This window comes from Colwellia meonggei, assembly GCF_057537295.1.
The window spans coordinates 34,340-49,632 of the sequence record NZ_BAAJLZ010000009.1; the positions used below are offsets into that span (position 1 = coordinate 34,340).

A 15,293-nucleotide genomic window follows, 5' to 3' on the forward strand; every position below is an offset into this window, starting at 1 on the left:
CTGGTAGAAAAATATCACTACTTTGTCAGCTATATATTGTAAATGCTTATCAGTGTTTTTATTTACCAACTTAAATCCATAGGGTCGATATCAACAGTCCAACGCACTTTTGATTGCCATTCATTATTCGCATGGTGGTGAATGAGATGAAATATTGCTTGGTGTAATTGTTTTCTTGATTTTGCCTGCAATATTAAATGATAGCGAAACTTACCGGCTTTCTTTTCCATTGCCGCAGGTACAGGTCCTGCAAATTGGCAACCATCGTAATTTACCTCGGAAAGTGCACGTAAGAATTTCTCAGGGTAAGATGGGTAATTCGCTTCGGCACGAAACAAGGCCTGAAAACTAAAAGGTGGCAATAGTGCTTGTTTTCGCTCCGTTAATGCCTGTTTGGCAAAGTGCTGGTAACCATTATTAATTAAGTCTTGTAGTAACGGGTGGTCGGGAAAGCTACTTTGCACCATGACTTTTCCTGGTTTACTCGCTCGACCTGCTCGACCAGACACTTGCACTAGAAGTTGCGCCATATGCTCTGCAGCTCTAAAATCATAACTAAATAAGGCTCCATCAACATCGAGTATTGCCACTAAGGTAACATCAGGAAAATGATGCCCTTTTGCTAGCATTTGTGTGCCAATTAACAGTTGATGCTCTTTATCATTAACTTGTTGTAATAACTTGGCCAATTCACCTTTTTTACGAGTGCTGTCGCGATCAATGCGCACAGCGCTGTATTCTGGAAATAGTGCGCTAATTTTTTCTTCTAATTGCTCAGTACCTTGTCCCATTGGCTTTATTCTAACGCTGCCACAGCTTGGGCATTGTGGCGGAATACGCTTTTGACTGCCGCAATGGTGGCAGATCAATAACCTTTGTCCTTGATGCAAGGTATAAGGTTTATCACAACGTTGGCAATCGGCAATCCAATGACATTCTTGACAGTTTATTGCTGGAGCATAGCCGCGGCGGTTGAGGAATACTAAGGCTTGCTCACCACGTACTAAAGTATTCTTGATTGCTTGTTTTAAAGTACCAGAAAGGCCATGTTCCATTTGCTGCTGGGCGACATCAATTAAGCTAATTTTTGCTGTTGAGGCATTACCAGCACGCTTTTTAAGTTGATGATAATGGTAACGACCGCTAAGTGCATTTTGTAATGTCTCAAAACTTGGGGTAGCACTGCCTAAAATAATCGGAATGTTTAATTGTCTAGCACGTAAAATAGCAATATCACGGCCGTGATAGCGAAAACTATCTTGCTGTTTAAATGATGCATCGTGCTCTTCATCAACAATAATTAAGCCCAGGTCATGCAGTGGGGTAAAAATAGCTGAACGTGTGCCAATAACAATTGCTGCCGAGCCGCGCTGGGCTTCAAGCCAAGTTTGGAGTCGTTCTTTATCGTTAAGTCCTGAGTGATGTAGGCAGATAGGCACATTAAAACGTTGTTCAAATCGCGAAAGTGTTTGTGGTGTTAAACCTATTTCTGGTACAAGCACCAATACTTGTTTATTGGCCGCCAATATTTGTTCCATGGCCTGTAAATAGACTTCGGTTTTACCACTGCCGGTAATACCATCAATTAGGTGACAAGAAAATTGCTGTTGCATTTCTTTGATCGTCGACACTATTACTGCTTGCTCGGGGGAGAGTGCTAGGCGGTTTTCTTGTTGTAATGCACTTTCTTGCCAAGCAAAAACTTTAACATCGCGTGTTTTCGCATATATGTACTGCTTTTTTTCTAGGGCATTTAATTGCGCTTTATTAAAACCTAAAGTTAGTAGTTCCGACCAAGTCATGCCTTGATGCTGCTTGAGTAACTTCAGTAATTCAGCTTGCTTAGGGGCTCGTTTTTCTATTGCCTTGTAATCATTATCACTGACAAATTCATTTGCCAGCCAAATTTGCGGTAACTCAACATCGGGTTGTTTTATTTGTCGTAACAGTACGGGCAATGCTTGCTGAAAAACATCTCCAATCGGGTGATGGTAATAATCCGCACAGCGCTGTAAGAAAGAAAGTAGCTCTGCGGAGAAACTATAATTATCATTTACACGACTTAAAACAGCTTTTAACTTTTCGGCTTCATATTCACTTTCCTCGTCAATTGCCAATACTATGGCGACAACTTGCCGTGATCCAAACGGAACTATGACGCGTTCACCCAACTGTACTGATGGGGTATTTAATTTTTCTGGCAACTTATAAGTAAATAATTGGCGCATTGGTACAGGAATAGCGACTTGTAGGTACTTATCGGGAGGATTTACTGCCACAAATAATTGTCATATAGAAAGTAAGTGTTGCCTTATTTTACTGTTAAATTAACTGATGCCAAGCGAGAAAATTGTTTGAAACGATTATTTATTTCATAAAACCCGTAATTGTTTATTTTTTTAGCGATATTTATTGCCATGCTGGTTGTGATCCTATAATATTCGCCTCCATTATTTTTAACTCGTATGGTGCTTGGCAGCAATAATGACTGATCAAGTGGCGATACGGCCTTAACAGAGGTTCCCATGAAAGACGGTATTCATCCTAATTACGTTGAGTTCAACGCAACTTGTTCTTGTGGTCACGTTATCAAAACTCGTTCAACTGTAGGTAAAGACTTACACTTAGACGTATGTTCTGAATGTCACCCATTCTACACTGGTAAGCAAAAAGCTGCTGAGACTGGTGGTCGTGTTGATAAATTCAACAAACGTTTTGGTGCTCTTAGCAAGAAGTAATTCTGCTAGTTTATCAAACGGAAAAAAGCGCCAACTGGCGCTTTTTTTATGTCTGTAGTTTTCATATCTCAAAAAATTAATTTATTTTTACTTTTCTTTAAACCCTTTTGCGGCATACTGCATCTAACCTAATAATTAAGCAAAACATCGAGAATTTACTTTTTGGATAAGTTAAAAATTATTGATGCCCATGAACGTTTTAGCCCAGATGTTGAGTCACAATGGATAGCGCAAGCTCAACAAGGCAACCAACAGGCATTTTATCATTTGTATGAAAACTATCACCGCCGAATTTATGCGCTGTGCTGGCGAATGATGGCTGACAAAGACAGTGCAGAAGATGTTTGTCAGGAAGTGTTTGTACAATTGTGGCAAAAAATAAATAACTTTCGTGGTGAGAGTAAATTCTCTACTTGGCTCCATAGCGTTGCCACCAATATTGTTTTAGGACACATTCGTAAGAATAAAACCTGGATACAGCGCATTTTTAGTATTGAAGAGCAAATAGTAGAAGATGTTGCGATAGAAATGCCTGAATTATCGAATTTGGATCAGAAAATCCAAACGTTACCAGAGCGAGCAAGGCAAGTGTTTGTATTGTTTGCCATTGAAGGCTATCGCCACGAAGAAATTGCGAAAATGTTAGGTATGGCGGTTGGTTCGAGTAAATCGCAATATCATCGGGCAAAAAGTTTATTACGTGAATCGTTAAGCGAGTAAAATATGAAACAAACGATGACGAAAGAGCAGAAATCAGAGCAGTACTTACGAGATGCTGTTGCAGAGTTGCCAAATGAAATGACACCTGAGCGTGATTTGTGGTCAGGTATTGAAAAAGCCATTAATCAACAAGCTCAAACGGAAAGTAAAAATCAAAGTGCAAAAGTTTTTACACCTAGCGCTTGGGCAGCTTCGGTAGTTGCAGCGGTATTACTTACATGGGTAACATTGGCACCACAAGATAAAAATACCGAGCAACCATTTAATTTAGTTGCTCAAATGCAGCAAGATTTTGAACAACAAAAGCGTACTATGTTAGTGAGTTTTGGTACGCCAGATGTTAAACAGCTTTCTGATGCCATGCAGGCCGAATTAACTAAACTAAGCTCGGCGCAAAAAACAATTAGCAAAGCTCTTGTTGATGATCCAAATAATAGTGATTTATTAAACTTATTACGCTGGACACAGAAGCAAGAGTTAGATTTACTAAAGCAATTATATAGTCCACAGTGGCAAACAATATAGTCGTTATTTAGTTGTTATTAAATACGAAAAAAGAGGTTTATATGGGAAACTTACGTAATTATTTACCACTACTATTACTTACAAGTGCAATGCCAACAATGGCTGGTGAGCGTGTTGATGAGTCAATGTCGTTAGGTGATGTGAAAAGCGTTACTATTGAGAATTTACGGGGCGAAGTAAAAGTTACTGGTAATAGCGGCGACACCGTATCGGTTGTTGGTGAACTAGATGACAAAGCCGAAGGTCTTACATTTGAAAAGTCGGGTTCACGAATAATTATCAAAGTTGAAATTCCTCATAATAACCATAATGGTTGGGGAGCTGATGGTTCTAATTTGGTTATTGAATTACCAAAACAAGTGCGAGTTAGCTTTAAAGGGGTGTCATCAAATATTGATATAGATAATTTTACTAACGGTGCTGAAATACAAACCGTGAGCGGCGATGTAACGGCTAAAAACTTACACGAACAGGTTGAGTTAGCGACCGTAAGTGGCAATATTGATAGCAAAAACTTATCTGGAAAATTACGCCTATCGTCTGTTAGTGGGGATATTGAAGACCGTAATTCATCAGGGAGAGCACGTTTTAAAACCGTTAGTGGTAGCTTAAGTTCACGCTCAAGTGCTAACGAGATATCTGCAAACTCGGTATCTGGTGATATTGAATTACAACTGGCAGACATTGATGAACTTATTGTTTCTACCGTTAGTGGCGAATTTGAAAGTGAGTTATCTCTAAATGACAATGGCTTGCTGAAAATGTCGAGTGTTAGTGGAGATTTGCACGTTAACTTTAAAAATGACGTACAAGCGAGTTTTAATTTAAAGGCTAACGCCGGTGGTGACATAGTTAACCGTTTAACGTCAGCAAAAGCTAAGCGAGCTAAATACGGACCAAGTTCTAAACTTGCTTTTGAAACGGGTAATGGTAGTAGCTCAGTGCGAGCGAGTACAGTTAGCGGGCGCATTGAGGTTAAGTAACTTTAATAGTGATGCGCTTGCCGCCATATCGGTAAGCGCTCATTTAACATTTTTAATAGCCTAGTAAACCAATACCTGCACACTACGTTATCTCTTCATAAACCTTTCCACTTAATATTTCTTTTCGCATGAGCATTTTGCTTAAGGCTAATTTCTGCTACATTAGCACTCTTTATTTTCGAATAATTTTTTAAATTTTCGCCACAAGTTTAAGGTGTAATATGGCCGATCGAAAGCCAGCCAAGTTTAGTAAAAACAACCAATTTCCTAAAGACAAACAAATTGATGAATTGAAAGTACCGCCGCATTCCTTAGAAGCAGAGCAGTCAGTACTTGGTGGTTTGTTATTGGATAATGAAACCTGGGACAAGGTTGGTGAGCGTGTAGTTGCACAAGACTTCTACAGTCGTTCGCACCGTATTACCTTTGAAACTATCGGTGCCTTAATTGAACTGGGTAACCCAGTAGATTTGATCACATTATCTGAAGCCTTAGAAAACGAGCAAACGTTAGAAGATGCTGGTGGTTTTGTTTATCTTGCCGAGATGATGAAAAACACCCCAAGTGCCGCTAACATTACCGCTTATGCTGATATAGTACGTGAACGTGCGGTTACGCGTGAAATGATCAGCGTTGCTAATGAAATAGCCGAAGCAGGCTATGACACACAAGGGCGTACCAGTGCTGATTTGCTCGACTTTGCCGAAACTAAAGTTTTCGCGATAGCTGAACAAAGAGCGAATAAATCGGAAGGGCCTGAAAATATTAGCTCGGTATTAGAGAAAACTGTCGATCGAATTGAAAAGCTTTGTTCGGAACCAACAGGCGGTGTTACAGGGGTTTCTAGTGGTTACACAGACTTAGATAAAATGACCGCAGGTTTACAAAAATCTGATTTGATTATTGTTGCAGCACGTCCATCTATGGGTAAAACCACTTTTGCTATGAACTTGGCAGAACATGCCGCTATGACTGAAGATAAACCTGCACTTATTTTTAGTTTAGAGATGCCTTCAGAACAAATTATGATGAGGATGCTTGCCTCGCTTGGTCGCATTGACCAAACCAAAATTCGTACCGGCCAACTTGAAGACGAAGATTGGGCACGATTATCGTCAACCATGGGCTTGTTGATGGAAAAAGGCAAAATGTACATTGATGATGCCGCAGGTTTAACGCCAACGGAAGTGCGTTCAAGAGCGCGCCGTATTGCCCGAGACCATGGTGGTATTAGCTTGATCATGATTGATTACTTACAATTAATGCGCGCACCTCAATTTGCTGATAATCGTACTTTGGAAATTGCTGAAATATCACGTTCACTTAAAGCTTTGGCAAAAGAATTGGAAGTGCCTGTAGTAGCATTATCACAGCTTAACCGTAGTTTGGAACAACGTGCCGATAAACGTCCGGTTAACTCTGATTTACGTGAGTCAGGTTCAATAGAGCAAGATGCCGATTTAATCATGTTTATATATCGTGATGAGGTTTATCACGATGACTCTGAGTTTAAAGGCATGGCGGAAATTATTATCGGTAAGCAGCGTAATGGGCCTATTGGCCGTGTACCATTAACATTCCAAGGGCAATTTTCTCGTTTTGATAATTATGCGGGACCACACGTGCTTGAAGAAGATTAGTTATAGATGACTTTACGCACAGCCACAGCAGTAATTGATTTAAATGCGCTAACAAATAATTTCCGTTTAATACAATCTTTATCACCTAGTAGTAAGGTGTTAGCGGTGTTAAAAGCTAATGGCTACGGTCATGGTTTAGAGCGTATTGCCAAAGCATTGCCTGATGCTGATGCTTTTGGTGTTGCACGTATAGATGAAGCGCTTGCTCTTAGAGCTGCCGGCATAGTTAAACCAATAGTGTTATTGGAAGGTTTTTTCGCTAAAGAAGATATTGATGTTCTTGCTATTCATAACCTGCAAACGATCGTTCACAATAGTGAGCAACTTGCCTCTATTGTTGATGCTGATGTAAAAAAGCCGTTAAAAGTCTGGTTAAAAATTGACACAGGAATGCACCGTTTAGGTATTAATCCTGGGCAATTATCCGACTTTTACAATGCACTAAGTCAGTCCAATAATGTTCAACAAGCTATCGTGCTGATGAGCCATTTAGGTTGCGCAGATGAAAAAGATAATCCAGCGACACCTAAGCAATTAGCATTATTTAAAGAGCTTACTGCGGATAAGGCGTTAGAAAAAAGTTTAGCAAACTCTGCTGGCGTTCTCGCGTGGCCAGAAAGTCATTATGACTGGGTACGACCTGGTTTAATGTTGTATGGTGTCTCGCCGCTTGCCTCTGGAGTGTCTGTTAACGGTATTGCGCCTGTTATGACCTTGCAGTCAAGCTTAATTGCCGTGCGTGATATTGCCGCTGGTGAAGCCGTTGGTTATGGTGGAGCTTGGGTTAGCGAAAAATCGACAACTATAGGTGTGATTGCTATTGGGTACGGTGATGGTTACCCTCGCCATGCACCTAACGGCACGCCGGTATTAGTAAATGGTCGCCGAGTACCGCTAATTGGTCGCGTGTCCATGGATATGATTACCGTTGATTTAGGTTGTGACAGTCATGAGCAGATAGGAGACATTGCGACTTTATGGGGTAAAGGTTTACCCGTAGAAGAAGTTGCTGAGTTTGCGACTACCATTCCCTATGAACTTTTATGTAATATTACCCGCAGAGTTCATATTCAGCTTGCTTAGTTGTTTTGAAGAGGCTTTAACCAGCAACTAAAATAGTACGTGTGAATTATTATTCACCTTGTAAAGTCAGCACTAAAGTTCGCTCACCAGCATGATCTCTATGTTCACCTAAATAGATTCCTTGCCATATGCCTAAATTCATTTTTCCATTTGTTAATGGAATGCTCACACTAGTGCCTAAAGTACTGGCTTTAATATGAGCTGGCATATCGTCAGGTCCTTCATAGGTATGACGGTAGTATGATGCGTTTTCAGGAACAAATTGATTGAAATGACTTTCCATATCAACTCTAACAGTGGGGTCGGCATTTTCATTAATGGTCAACGATGCTGAAGAGTGTTTAATAAAAATATGAAGTAAACCACAATGAATAGTATCGAGCTTGTTGAGAGTGTGTTCTATTTCATTTGTGACCAAATGAAAGCCACGACGATAAGGTTTTAGAGTTAACTCAACTTGCTGCCACATAAACACCTCTTAGGCGGAAAAATAGGCTCTTAACACTAATGATGATTATTTATACCTTAGGATAGACTATCCTAAATAGCTCTGAACATAAAAAAGCCCCGTAATAACGAGGCCAGTTTAGACATTTATTTACTTATTTATCGAAGCTGAATTCAATAAAAGCTTTACCGTGTTCTGAGGCAAGTGGAATAATGACAATTGGGCCGTCGGCCTTATGATTAATAGTATGATCTTTACCTGAAACGACCATAGGTGTCGCCATATCAAATTCAAATCCTTTTTCGCTTAGCATACGTTTTGCACCACCGGTAACCATATTAGTGATTTCGCCAACTAAATCAGTAATTTCTTCATTAATTTCGTCAGGGCCTTCACCCACCATACCTTTCATCGTCGCTAAGGCAAGCTTACCTTCAAATGTAATAGATAATGACCCTTTGGTTTGTTCACTTACCATGCCAATTAGACCAGAAACATCGCCTTGCGCTACCTCATTCTTTTTTAAACGGGGTTTTTCAGGGGTAAGCTCCATTTGTGCCATGGTTGACATAACATTAAGCATTGAAGACAAAAACGGGTTAATAAACTCTACATTCATGAAGTTTTCCAAAACCTTTTGGTTTTAACTAGTTATTCGATTTTGCACGTATCTGAGTAAAATGTAAATCTACTAGTATTAATTATTATCGGCGATTTTATTAATAGTAACTGATCTTTTGAAAGTTAGGCTACCTTTTATCGCTTTATCATGAAAATTAACAGTATTAATCTGCTTTATATAACTATCAGTTAACAATATCAGAGACAAGTTAGTTGCTATAATTTGCTCGTTCACCTCTGTTTTATATTTTAATACTTATTGGTGATTAACTACTTTCGCTAACTAACAGGGTAGGTGGTAGTTCATAGATAAAGAAATAAAGGCCGGTACTAATACTATATAGAATACCAACCTTGTTATTGATTTTACTTGCCTAACTTACTTGCCTAACTTACTTGCCTAACTTACATGGCTCTAATTTTGCTAATTTCTGCTGCGTTAATGCCTAATGATTCTAAGAATTTTTGATGTTCTTTGGGTTCCATAGCTTCAAAGTTTTTGTGCCATGTTTTCATATCATTATCATCAAAACCTGATGCGTGCATTATTTCTACCCAACGTTGTTTAGTTACCATTTTTTCCTCCAATAATCCCGGTTCTTTTAGCGTAACAACAATGGCTTCTTGCTGTTTTCGCAGTATATTTATCTCTTGCTCAAGTTTATAAAATTGATCTTTTAACAATTGAGGTTGAGATGACTCGCTGGTTTGATTGAGCAATGGAGTGATATCAGCAAGTGACATTCCAAATGCACGATAAGCAACAATGCTTGCTAATCTCGACACTTCGTTTTCGCCATACCAACGATAACCATTATCGGAACGAAATTTTGGTGTTAATAAACCAATGCGTTCGTAATACAAAATAGTCGTACGCGATAAATTAAAGTGCTTTGCCAGTTCGGTAACGGTTTGCATGTTATATCCTGCGTTCATCATGCCAGTGGAGGAAGTATCAGCCCTACACTTATAGACGGGTCAATAAGGGATTGCAAAATTTATACTTTTAACTGAATGAGGAGCTAAATAGTTGACTTAATTTTATCTTAATATTTAACGTTTTAAATTCTAAAGTATACTTTTGTAATATAAAGTTATGTGTGATGATTTGGCGATAAAGCAGTCGTTGATATTAGCTAAAACTTAGCCATAACTCCTTTTCATAATAATAGTCTTTTTGGTTTGTTAAGAGGAATAATGCTTCGGATTTTAATATGTTCGCATTACTTTTCATTGCATTATTATGGTTTACCCTAATTATCGCTTTAGTAAAGTCTAAATGTACATCAGGTGGAATTAAAATATTGTGGTTTTGAGATTTTTTATTTGTTTCATGGCCTGCATGGCTAATTTATATGCTAATTGTTCCCAAAAGAAACAATGTATGTTAAATGAACATTTTTTGGAGCTTTAGAGCGTTAATGTAAATGGTAGTTTCTGACGTTCTTTATATTTTTTAAAAATCAAGGTTGTTTGCTATTATTCAGACAAACCTAGCCTTAAACGCACTTGGGCTTAGGCCAATGATTTTAATAAATACTTTACGGAAACTGTTTACGTCGTCGTAACCTACTACCGCTGATATTTGTTCGAAGCTTTGTTTACTGGTTTCCAATAACTCACAGGCTTTTTGTACGCGAAGGCGTTGCAAGTATTGCATGGGTTTGTGTGATGTCGCACTAGTAAAATGTCGCAAAAAGGTTCGTTCGCTTAATATTGCTATCTCCGCCAATGTAGCAATGGTTATTGGTTGAGAAAAGTTAGCTTGCAAGTAGTGTTGTACGTTAAGTATTGCCTGGTTGCCATGATTAAACGATGGCGTAAAACTGCCATAATAACGTTGTTCTCGCTTACCGGTATCAACTATTAGTAACTTACCCAATTTGCGCATAATGTGCGGCTTCATAAATTGTGCTACTAGCTCTAGTCCTAAATCAAGCCACGACATTAGCCCGCCGGCGCAAATAATATCGCCGTCGTTGATAAGTAAACTTTCTATATTTAAATTTACCTTGGGAAAGGTTGCATTAAATTGCTCAGCAAGTTGCCAATGAGTTGTCGCGGTGCGGTTATCGAGCAAGCCAGTATGCGCTAAGGTAAAGGCACTAGCACATGCTGAACAGGTCACGGCGCCAGCTTGATGAGATGCTATTAAAAATAACAGTAATTCTTCTGGTGGTTGACGAAAATATTCTTCATTTGAATTTGGCGGCAGAATAACAAGGTCAAAATGTTGCTTAGTAATTGCATTAAACTGACTAATTAGTTGCTCTGGCTTAATAAGGTGAATGATAAAAGTGCTACTTAGCTGTTGCTGATGGGCTATTTTGTTTGCCATGGTAAATAACTCAGTTAAGCCATGTACCGCACTTTGCAGTGCTTGTGGGTAATCTATCAGAGCTATACTAATTGGTTTTGTCATTTTTAAACTCTTTTATGTCAGTTACGCCATAGGTTTAGCTAGTGCAAGTTTTGCATAATAGCACTCAATAACCAAGTATTAAGCTAATAGATCAAGTAGGAGTTCAACATGACTAATCAACAATCAGAGCAAAAACAAATTTCGGAAAAAGCAAAAAAACAAGTATTAACAGCGGTTAATGAAGCGAGTAATAAGTGGAAGGCGGCGTTTAATAGCGGTGATTACGCTGGCTGTGCACAACAATATGAAGCCGACGCGGTAATGAATGCTATACCATTTGGGCAATTTAAAGGCAGAGAAGTAATTCAAGGTTTTTGGCAGCAATTAATTGCTGATGGTTTTAGTGATGTTGATTACGTGGAACCTAGCGTAGAGGTACTTGATGAAAATAGTGCAGTATTAACATCAGGCTGGAAAATGAATAAGGCGGCAGGTGTTATTACTAATGAACTTTGGGTATTGCAAAGTGACGGTAGTGCAAAGTTAAGGGAAGATGACTTTCAGGCACAGTAATATTGTATTTTTCAAGGAGTAGGAGGAACGTTTTTTATATTGTGTGAATCGTTGAAGTTAGGTTCACGCTATTCCAAAAACTCTTCTGTTGATGAAGTAGTCCTTGGTGATCACATATACTCGCTTCATTGTTAAAAGACAATGGTCGTTACGTTGGTCTGCAGCATAACCTTGATTATTACAGAAAGTGGCCTGACTAGGCTAAAAGAATAGCAGAATATCCAGAAACAACTAAAACATGTCAGAACTCTATGGCACTAATGTTGTTGGTTCCTGGTTACCAGCAAAAAAATACGAAAGCCTATGATAAAGGCGTTTGGAGATTACTACTTAGCTTTGCTCTTAAAGAAAAAGACAGTAACATCGTTGAGTATGACCGTATGACACTTAAATTTATAAGGCTGCGGTTCAGGCTTATTTTCTTTCAATTTGAAAATAATGATTACTGGCTGGTAAAGCGAAATATATTTCAATTAGCTGTGTGCTTCGCTTTTATCTTCAGTTAGCCTTATTACCTTTTGAGTAAAAAACTTTAATACTATGGAGAGTTGAATTTCATGCCTGAGCCGGATTCATTAAAAATAAGATCATTTACCAATTCAAAAGAGTTACGAGAATGGCTCAGTGGTAACCACACAACTGAGCAAGAGTTGTGGGTGAAAATTTTTAAGAAAAACACAGGCATTCAAAGTGTTACTTGGGATGATGTTGTAATTGAAGTGTTATGCTTTGGTTGGATCGACGGAATTAAAAAATCACTTAATGAGCAAGCTTATCTTCAACGTATTACGCCAAGAAAAGCATTAAGTAATTGGTCCAAAAGGAATACAGAGCATGTTGAACAATTGATAACTGCAGGTCGAATGAAGGAAGCGGGGCTAGTGCATGTTCGCGCGGCTAAAGTTGATGGACGTTGGGAGAAAGCGTATGTTGTTAGTAAGATGGAAATACCGCAAGACTTTCTAAATGCATTGGAAAGTAAGCCGACGGTGAAGCTATTCTTTACAACCCTTAATAAGTCTAGTCGTTCTACGATCGCATATGGGCTGACAAGTGCTAAAAAGCCTGAAACTAGACAAAGGAGGTTTAAAAAATATATGACCATGCTTGCTGAAGAAAAAAAACCTTAAACAGAATCATTTAGTAAGTAAAATGTTTCCAAGTTATATTTTGTCGATAAATTTTACGAACAAGGTTGTAATATAGAGTTGATGATAGTTAAGTGTTTGTTTTTGATTGTTATTTGGTTGTTGGTGCTTTTCTTGCTAGGACATTACGCAAAATATGGTAACAATTGACTTTAAGGATTAAGCAATATGAGTAAAAAGATAATTTTAGGCGCAGTTTTTGTACTATTCTCAGCTATAAGTGATGCTTCAATAATAAATTTTGATACTAATTTGGAGGATTCCTATTTTGTAAATCCAATTAGTGCTGGTGGCTTTGTTTTTAATGATCTTACTGGCGAAGATTCACTAGGTACAGCTTCAAATTTAGATGATACTAGTGTTGATAACGGCACTATTCATTTAATGGATTGGTCTAATTCTCCGTTAGTTTCTTCTATGAGAATGAATGCAGTTGATAATTCTTTATTCGACTTAAATGCTTTCGACTTTACGAGTGGTTATCTTAATGGCTCTGATATAGCAGCAACATTAACAATTAGCGGGTTTGACTTATTAGGTAATTTAATTAGTAGTACTACTTATACGTCTGCACAATATAGTCACTTAATTTTTACTACATTAGATCTTGGGAATGCTTTTAAAGGTTTAGGTTATGCCGTTTTTGATGCTACGGGAAACCACAATCGTGTTGGTTATGATAATATTGTTGTTAATCAGTCTGTTAATGTTGCAGAACCATCGACACTAGCTATATTCGCTTTAGGTTTGATGGCGTTTGCCTCTCGTCGTTTAAAGAGTAAACGTTAATTTAATTTTGCTATAAATTCTTTAAAAGCATCAGCTTTATAGCTGGTGCTTTTTTTGATTAAATTATTTCTTCACCATAATAGAGAATAGAAAGCTGCTTAGGATATTCTCTCTAACAAATTAATAATGCACATAAGTATTAATTTACCTCTACTTGAAAATTACCCCACTTATTTCATATAAGAGATAGGGTGGTAAATGGATTTATTAAGCGTAATTGAACTAAAAAGTATTCTCTATTACTTCATTGCCATAGTGTTTGTTTTATTCATATTTCGAGGGATGATTTGGTTGATAAGTTGGAGTAAGAAAATGCCAAAAGGGGCATTTATCTTTTTAGCTATTTTCCCATTAATATCCATATTTCCAATCCCACCTCAAGAAATCAAAAAGCTGGAAAGAATAAAGCAAGAAAAAGTGAAAAGTGAAGGTGAAAGTGGTGAGCCACTTGATGAAGATATTGATAATAAGTCGTTATAAAAATTTATTTAAAAATAATGAACTGTCGAAACAATATGTTTATTCCTCAGTATTTTGAGTAGCTATTATTTTCCGCACCTTCAGGCGTTGTTTGTAGTTAATGCCACTAAAATTACCTCTTCAATAAAAAAAATCAGCAAAAAATCATAGTAACGTCAGGTAATTAAAACTTGTTTTGTTAAGGTGGCTCGCAACAAATATTTTATCAATGAAAGTAACTTCACAGAGAAGTGAACTCACTCGTTGATTTAAATTTAAGGGGATTTTATGAGCCGTATTTACATTTCAACTTTTTTACTTGTTTCTACATTAACCGTAAGTAGTAATAGTTTTAGTAAAGACAGTTCTTCAGCTATAGATAATCACTATTTTGGTGAAAAGCCTCCGGGTTTAATACCAAAGCTATTTGATCCCAAAGTAGTCTCACCAAATGGAAGGTTCGAAGGCGGTTCGTTTTCCCCTGATATGAAAACATTCTATTTCACTCGGAAAAACGGCAAATATAAAGAGCGCGCATTTTTTGTTATTAAATATCAGAATAACCGTTGGGGTAGAGAAACTGAAACGGATATTCGATGGCCGCAATTTTCTGCTGACGGCAAGGTAATGTACCTAGGTAAGGAGTATCGAGAACGAACAGATACAGGATGGTCGCCGCGAAAAAGCAAAGGGAAGTTCTTAAAAGAACAAGCGCACGGCATATCGATTTCAGCTAACGGTACCTATTATTTCCCATTTTTTAAAAAACAAGATAAGGGCCATGGCAACCTTGCTTATTCACGCATAATTAACGGTAAACATGAAATGCCAGTAAAAATGTCTGCGGATATAAATACTGGAAAATACATCGCTCACCCTTATATTGCACCAGATGAATCTTACTTAATGTGGGATGTAGAACGGGAAGATGGGCAAGGTAAGTCAGATATCTATATCAGCTTTAGGCACAAAAATGGCTCTTGGTTACCTGCAATGAATATGGGGCCGATAATAAACACAGTACTACAAGAAAGCTCACCACGCGTGACTCATGATGGAAAATATTTATTTTTCTCTAGAGGGGAATGGAAAGTTAACGAAAGTGGGATTCGTAATTGGGTTGGCAAAAGCTATTGGGTTGATGCGCAAGTCATTGAGAATCTTAGAGTGAAACAATAAAACACTTACAAAGCTGCAAGCAAAA

16 protein-coding genes are annotated in these 15,293 nt (G+C 38.0%); 11 read left to right on the plus strand and 5 right to left on the minus strand.

All coding sequences use genetic code 11. The annotated features are described in order from the left end of the window. Window positions 1–62: 62 nt before the first annotated feature. Window positions 63–2,279: a primosomal protein N' gene (priA, locus tag AC27E9_RS16935; RefSeq protein WP_487132215.1), complete on the minus strand. Its 2,217-nt coding sequence runs from the start codon at window positions 2,277–2,279 to the stop codon at window positions 63–65. Window positions 2,280–2,525: 246 nt separating this feature from the next. On the opposite strand from priA, the gene rpmE reads away from it, so the two are divergent. The 6 genes from rpmE to alr all read left to right on the plus strand — a co-directional run bounded on the left by rpmE (window position 2,526) and on the right by alr (window position 7,689). Beyond that, window positions 2,526–2,738 (plus strand): 50S ribosomal protein L31, encoded by a 213-nt coding sequence (rpmE, locus tag AC27E9_RS16940; RefSeq protein ID WP_487082278.1) that lies wholly within the window; start codon window positions 2,526–2,528, stop codon window positions 2,736–2,738. Between the two features lie 162 nt (window positions 2,739–2,900). Continuing rightward, window positions 2,901–3,458 carry an RNA polymerase sigma factor gene (locus AC27E9_RS16945; protein ID WP_487132217.1) on the plus strand — a complete coding sequence of 186 codons (558 nt, stop codon included), beginning with the start codon at window positions 2,901–2,903 and terminating at the stop codon, window positions 3,456–3,458. Window positions 3,459–3,461: 3 nt separating this feature from the next. Further along, window positions 3,462–3,983 (plus strand): hypothetical protein, encoded by a 522-nt coding sequence (locus AC27E9_RS16950; RefSeq protein WP_487132218.1) that lies wholly within the window; start codon window positions 3,462–3,464, stop codon window positions 3,981–3,983. A gap of 41 nt (window positions 3,984–4,024) precedes the next feature. Beyond that, a complete protein-coding gene (locus AC27E9_RS16955) occupies window positions 4,025–4,966 on the plus strand; it encodes a DUF4097 family beta strand repeat-containing protein (protein ID WP_487132220.1) in 942 nt (313 codons plus the stop codon). A 221-nt stretch (window positions 4,967–5,187) separates the two neighbouring features. After that, on the plus strand, window positions 5,188–6,606 hold the full coding sequence (gene dnaB / locus AC27E9_RS16960) for a replicative DNA helicase (RefSeq protein ID WP_487132222.1): 1,419 nt from the start codon (window positions 5,188–5,190) through the stop codon (window positions 6,604–6,606). Window positions 6,607–6,612: 6 nt separating this feature from the next. Further along, entirely contained in the window at window positions 6,613–7,689 is a 1,077-nt protein-coding gene (gene alr / locus AC27E9_RS16965; RefSeq protein WP_487132224.1) for an alanine racemase, read from the plus strand. 49 nt (window positions 7,690–7,738) lie between these two features. Here the strand turns inward: alr and AC27E9_RS16970 are convergent, their stop codons facing one another. From AC27E9_RS16970 to AC27E9_RS16985, 4 genes are all read right to left on the minus strand, one after another. Beyond that, window positions 7,739–8,158: a secondary thiamine-phosphate synthase enzyme YjbQ gene (locus tag AC27E9_RS16970; protein WP_487132226.1), complete on the minus strand. Its 420-nt coding sequence runs from the start codon at window positions 8,156–8,158 to the stop codon at window positions 7,739–7,741. Between the two features lie 133 nt (window positions 8,159–8,291). Next, entirely contained in the window at window positions 8,292–8,756 is a 465-nt protein-coding gene (locus AC27E9_RS16975; RefSeq protein ID WP_487132227.1) for a chemotaxis protein CheX, read from the minus strand. A 407-nt stretch (window positions 8,757–9,163) separates the two neighbouring features. Continuing rightward, window positions 9,164–9,676 (minus strand): MerR family transcriptional regulator, encoded by a 513-nt coding sequence (locus AC27E9_RS16980; RefSeq protein WP_487132229.1) that lies wholly within the window; start codon window positions 9,674–9,676, stop codon window positions 9,164–9,166. 565 nt (window positions 9,677–10,241) lie between these two features. Next, a complete protein-coding gene (locus AC27E9_RS16985) occupies window positions 10,242–11,180 on the minus strand; it encodes a GlxA family transcriptional regulator (RefSeq protein WP_487132231.1) in 939 nt (312 codons plus the stop codon). Between the two features lie 108 nt (window positions 11,181–11,288). On the opposite strand from AC27E9_RS16985, the gene AC27E9_RS16990 reads away from it, so the two are divergent. The 5 genes from AC27E9_RS16990 (at window position 11,289) to AC27E9_RS17010 (ending at window position 15,268) form a co-directional block, all read left to right on the plus strand. Then, window positions 11,289–11,693 (plus strand): YybH family protein, encoded by a 405-nt coding sequence (locus AC27E9_RS16990; protein WP_487132233.1) that lies wholly within the window; start codon window positions 11,289–11,291, stop codon window positions 11,691–11,693. Window positions 11,694–12,250: 557 nt separating this feature from the next. Further along, on the plus strand, window positions 12,251–12,823 hold the full coding sequence (locus AC27E9_RS16995; protein ID WP_487132234.1) for a YdeI/OmpD-associated family protein: 573 nt from the start codon (window positions 12,251–12,253) through the stop codon (window positions 12,821–12,823). A gap of 186 nt (window positions 12,824–13,009) precedes the next feature. Further along, entirely contained in the window at window positions 13,010–13,630 is a 621-nt protein-coding gene (locus AC27E9_RS17000) for a PEP-CTERM sorting domain-containing protein (RefSeq protein ID WP_487132236.1), read from the plus strand. A 198-nt stretch (window positions 13,631–13,828) separates the two neighbouring features. After that, window positions 13,829–14,110, plus strand: a complete 282-nt coding sequence (locus AC27E9_RS17005; RefSeq protein ID WP_487132237.1) for a hypothetical protein — start codon at window positions 13,829–13,831, stop codon at window positions 14,108–14,110. A gap of 267 nt (window positions 14,111–14,377) precedes the next feature. Continuing rightward, complete coding sequence (locus AC27E9_RS17010; protein ID WP_487132238.1) at window positions 14,378–15,268, plus strand: hypothetical protein; 891 nt, start codon at window positions 14,378–14,380, stop codon at window positions 15,266–15,268. Window positions 15,269–15,293 lie beyond the last annotated feature (25 nt).

Excerpts from the sequence above, each read along its gene's own strand:
- rpmE (WP_487082278.1), top strand. The coding sequence starts at position 2,526 with ATGAAAGACGGTATTCATCCTAATTACGTTGAGTTCAACGCAACTTGT.
- AC27E9_RS16950 (WP_487132218.1), top strand. The coding sequence starts at position 3,462 with ATGAAACAAACGATGACGAAAGAGCAGAAATCAGAGCAGTACTTACGA.
- AC27E9_RS16955 (WP_487132220.1), top strand. The coding sequence starts at position 4,025 with ATGGGAAACTTACGTAATTATTTACCACTACTATTACTTACAAGTGCA.
- dnaB (WP_487132222.1), top strand. The coding sequence starts at position 5,188 with ATGGCCGATCGAAAGCCAGCCAAGTTTAGTAAAAACAACCAATTTCCT.
- alr (WP_487132224.1), top strand. The coding sequence starts at position 6,613 with ATGACTTTACGCACAGCCACAGCAGTAATTGATTTAAATGCGCTAACA.
- AC27E9_RS16970 (WP_487132226.1), bottom strand. The coding sequence starts at position 8,158 with ATGTGGCAGCAAGTTGAGTTAACTCTAAAACCTTATCGTCGTGGCTTT.
- AC27E9_RS16975 (WP_487132227.1), bottom strand. The coding sequence starts at position 8,756 with ATGAATGTAGAGTTTATTAACCCGTTTTTGTCTTCAATGCTTAATGTT.
- AC27E9_RS16980 (WP_487132229.1), bottom strand. The coding sequence starts at position 9,676 with ATGCAAACCGTTACCGAACTGGCAAAGCACTTTAATTTATCGCGTACG.
- AC27E9_RS16985 (WP_487132231.1), bottom strand. The coding sequence starts at position 11,180 with ATGACAAAACCAATTAGTATAGCTCTGATAGATTACCCACAAGCACTG.
- AC27E9_RS16990 (WP_487132233.1), top strand. The coding sequence starts at position 11,289 with ATGACTAATCAACAATCAGAGCAAAAACAAATTTCGGAAAAAGCAAAA.
- AC27E9_RS16995 (WP_487132234.1), top strand. The coding sequence starts at position 12,251 with ATGCCTGAGCCGGATTCATTAAAAATAAGATCATTTACCAATTCAAAA.
- AC27E9_RS17000 (WP_487132236.1), top strand. The coding sequence starts at position 13,010 with ATGAGTAAAAAGATAATTTTAGGCGCAGTTTTTGTACTATTCTCAGCT.
- AC27E9_RS17005 (WP_487132237.1), top strand. The coding sequence starts at position 13,829 with ATGGATTTATTAAGCGTAATTGAACTAAAAAGTATTCTCTATTACTTC.
- AC27E9_RS17010 (WP_487132238.1), top strand. The coding sequence starts at position 14,378 with ATGAGCCGTATTTACATTTCAACTTTTTTACTTGTTTCTACATTAACC.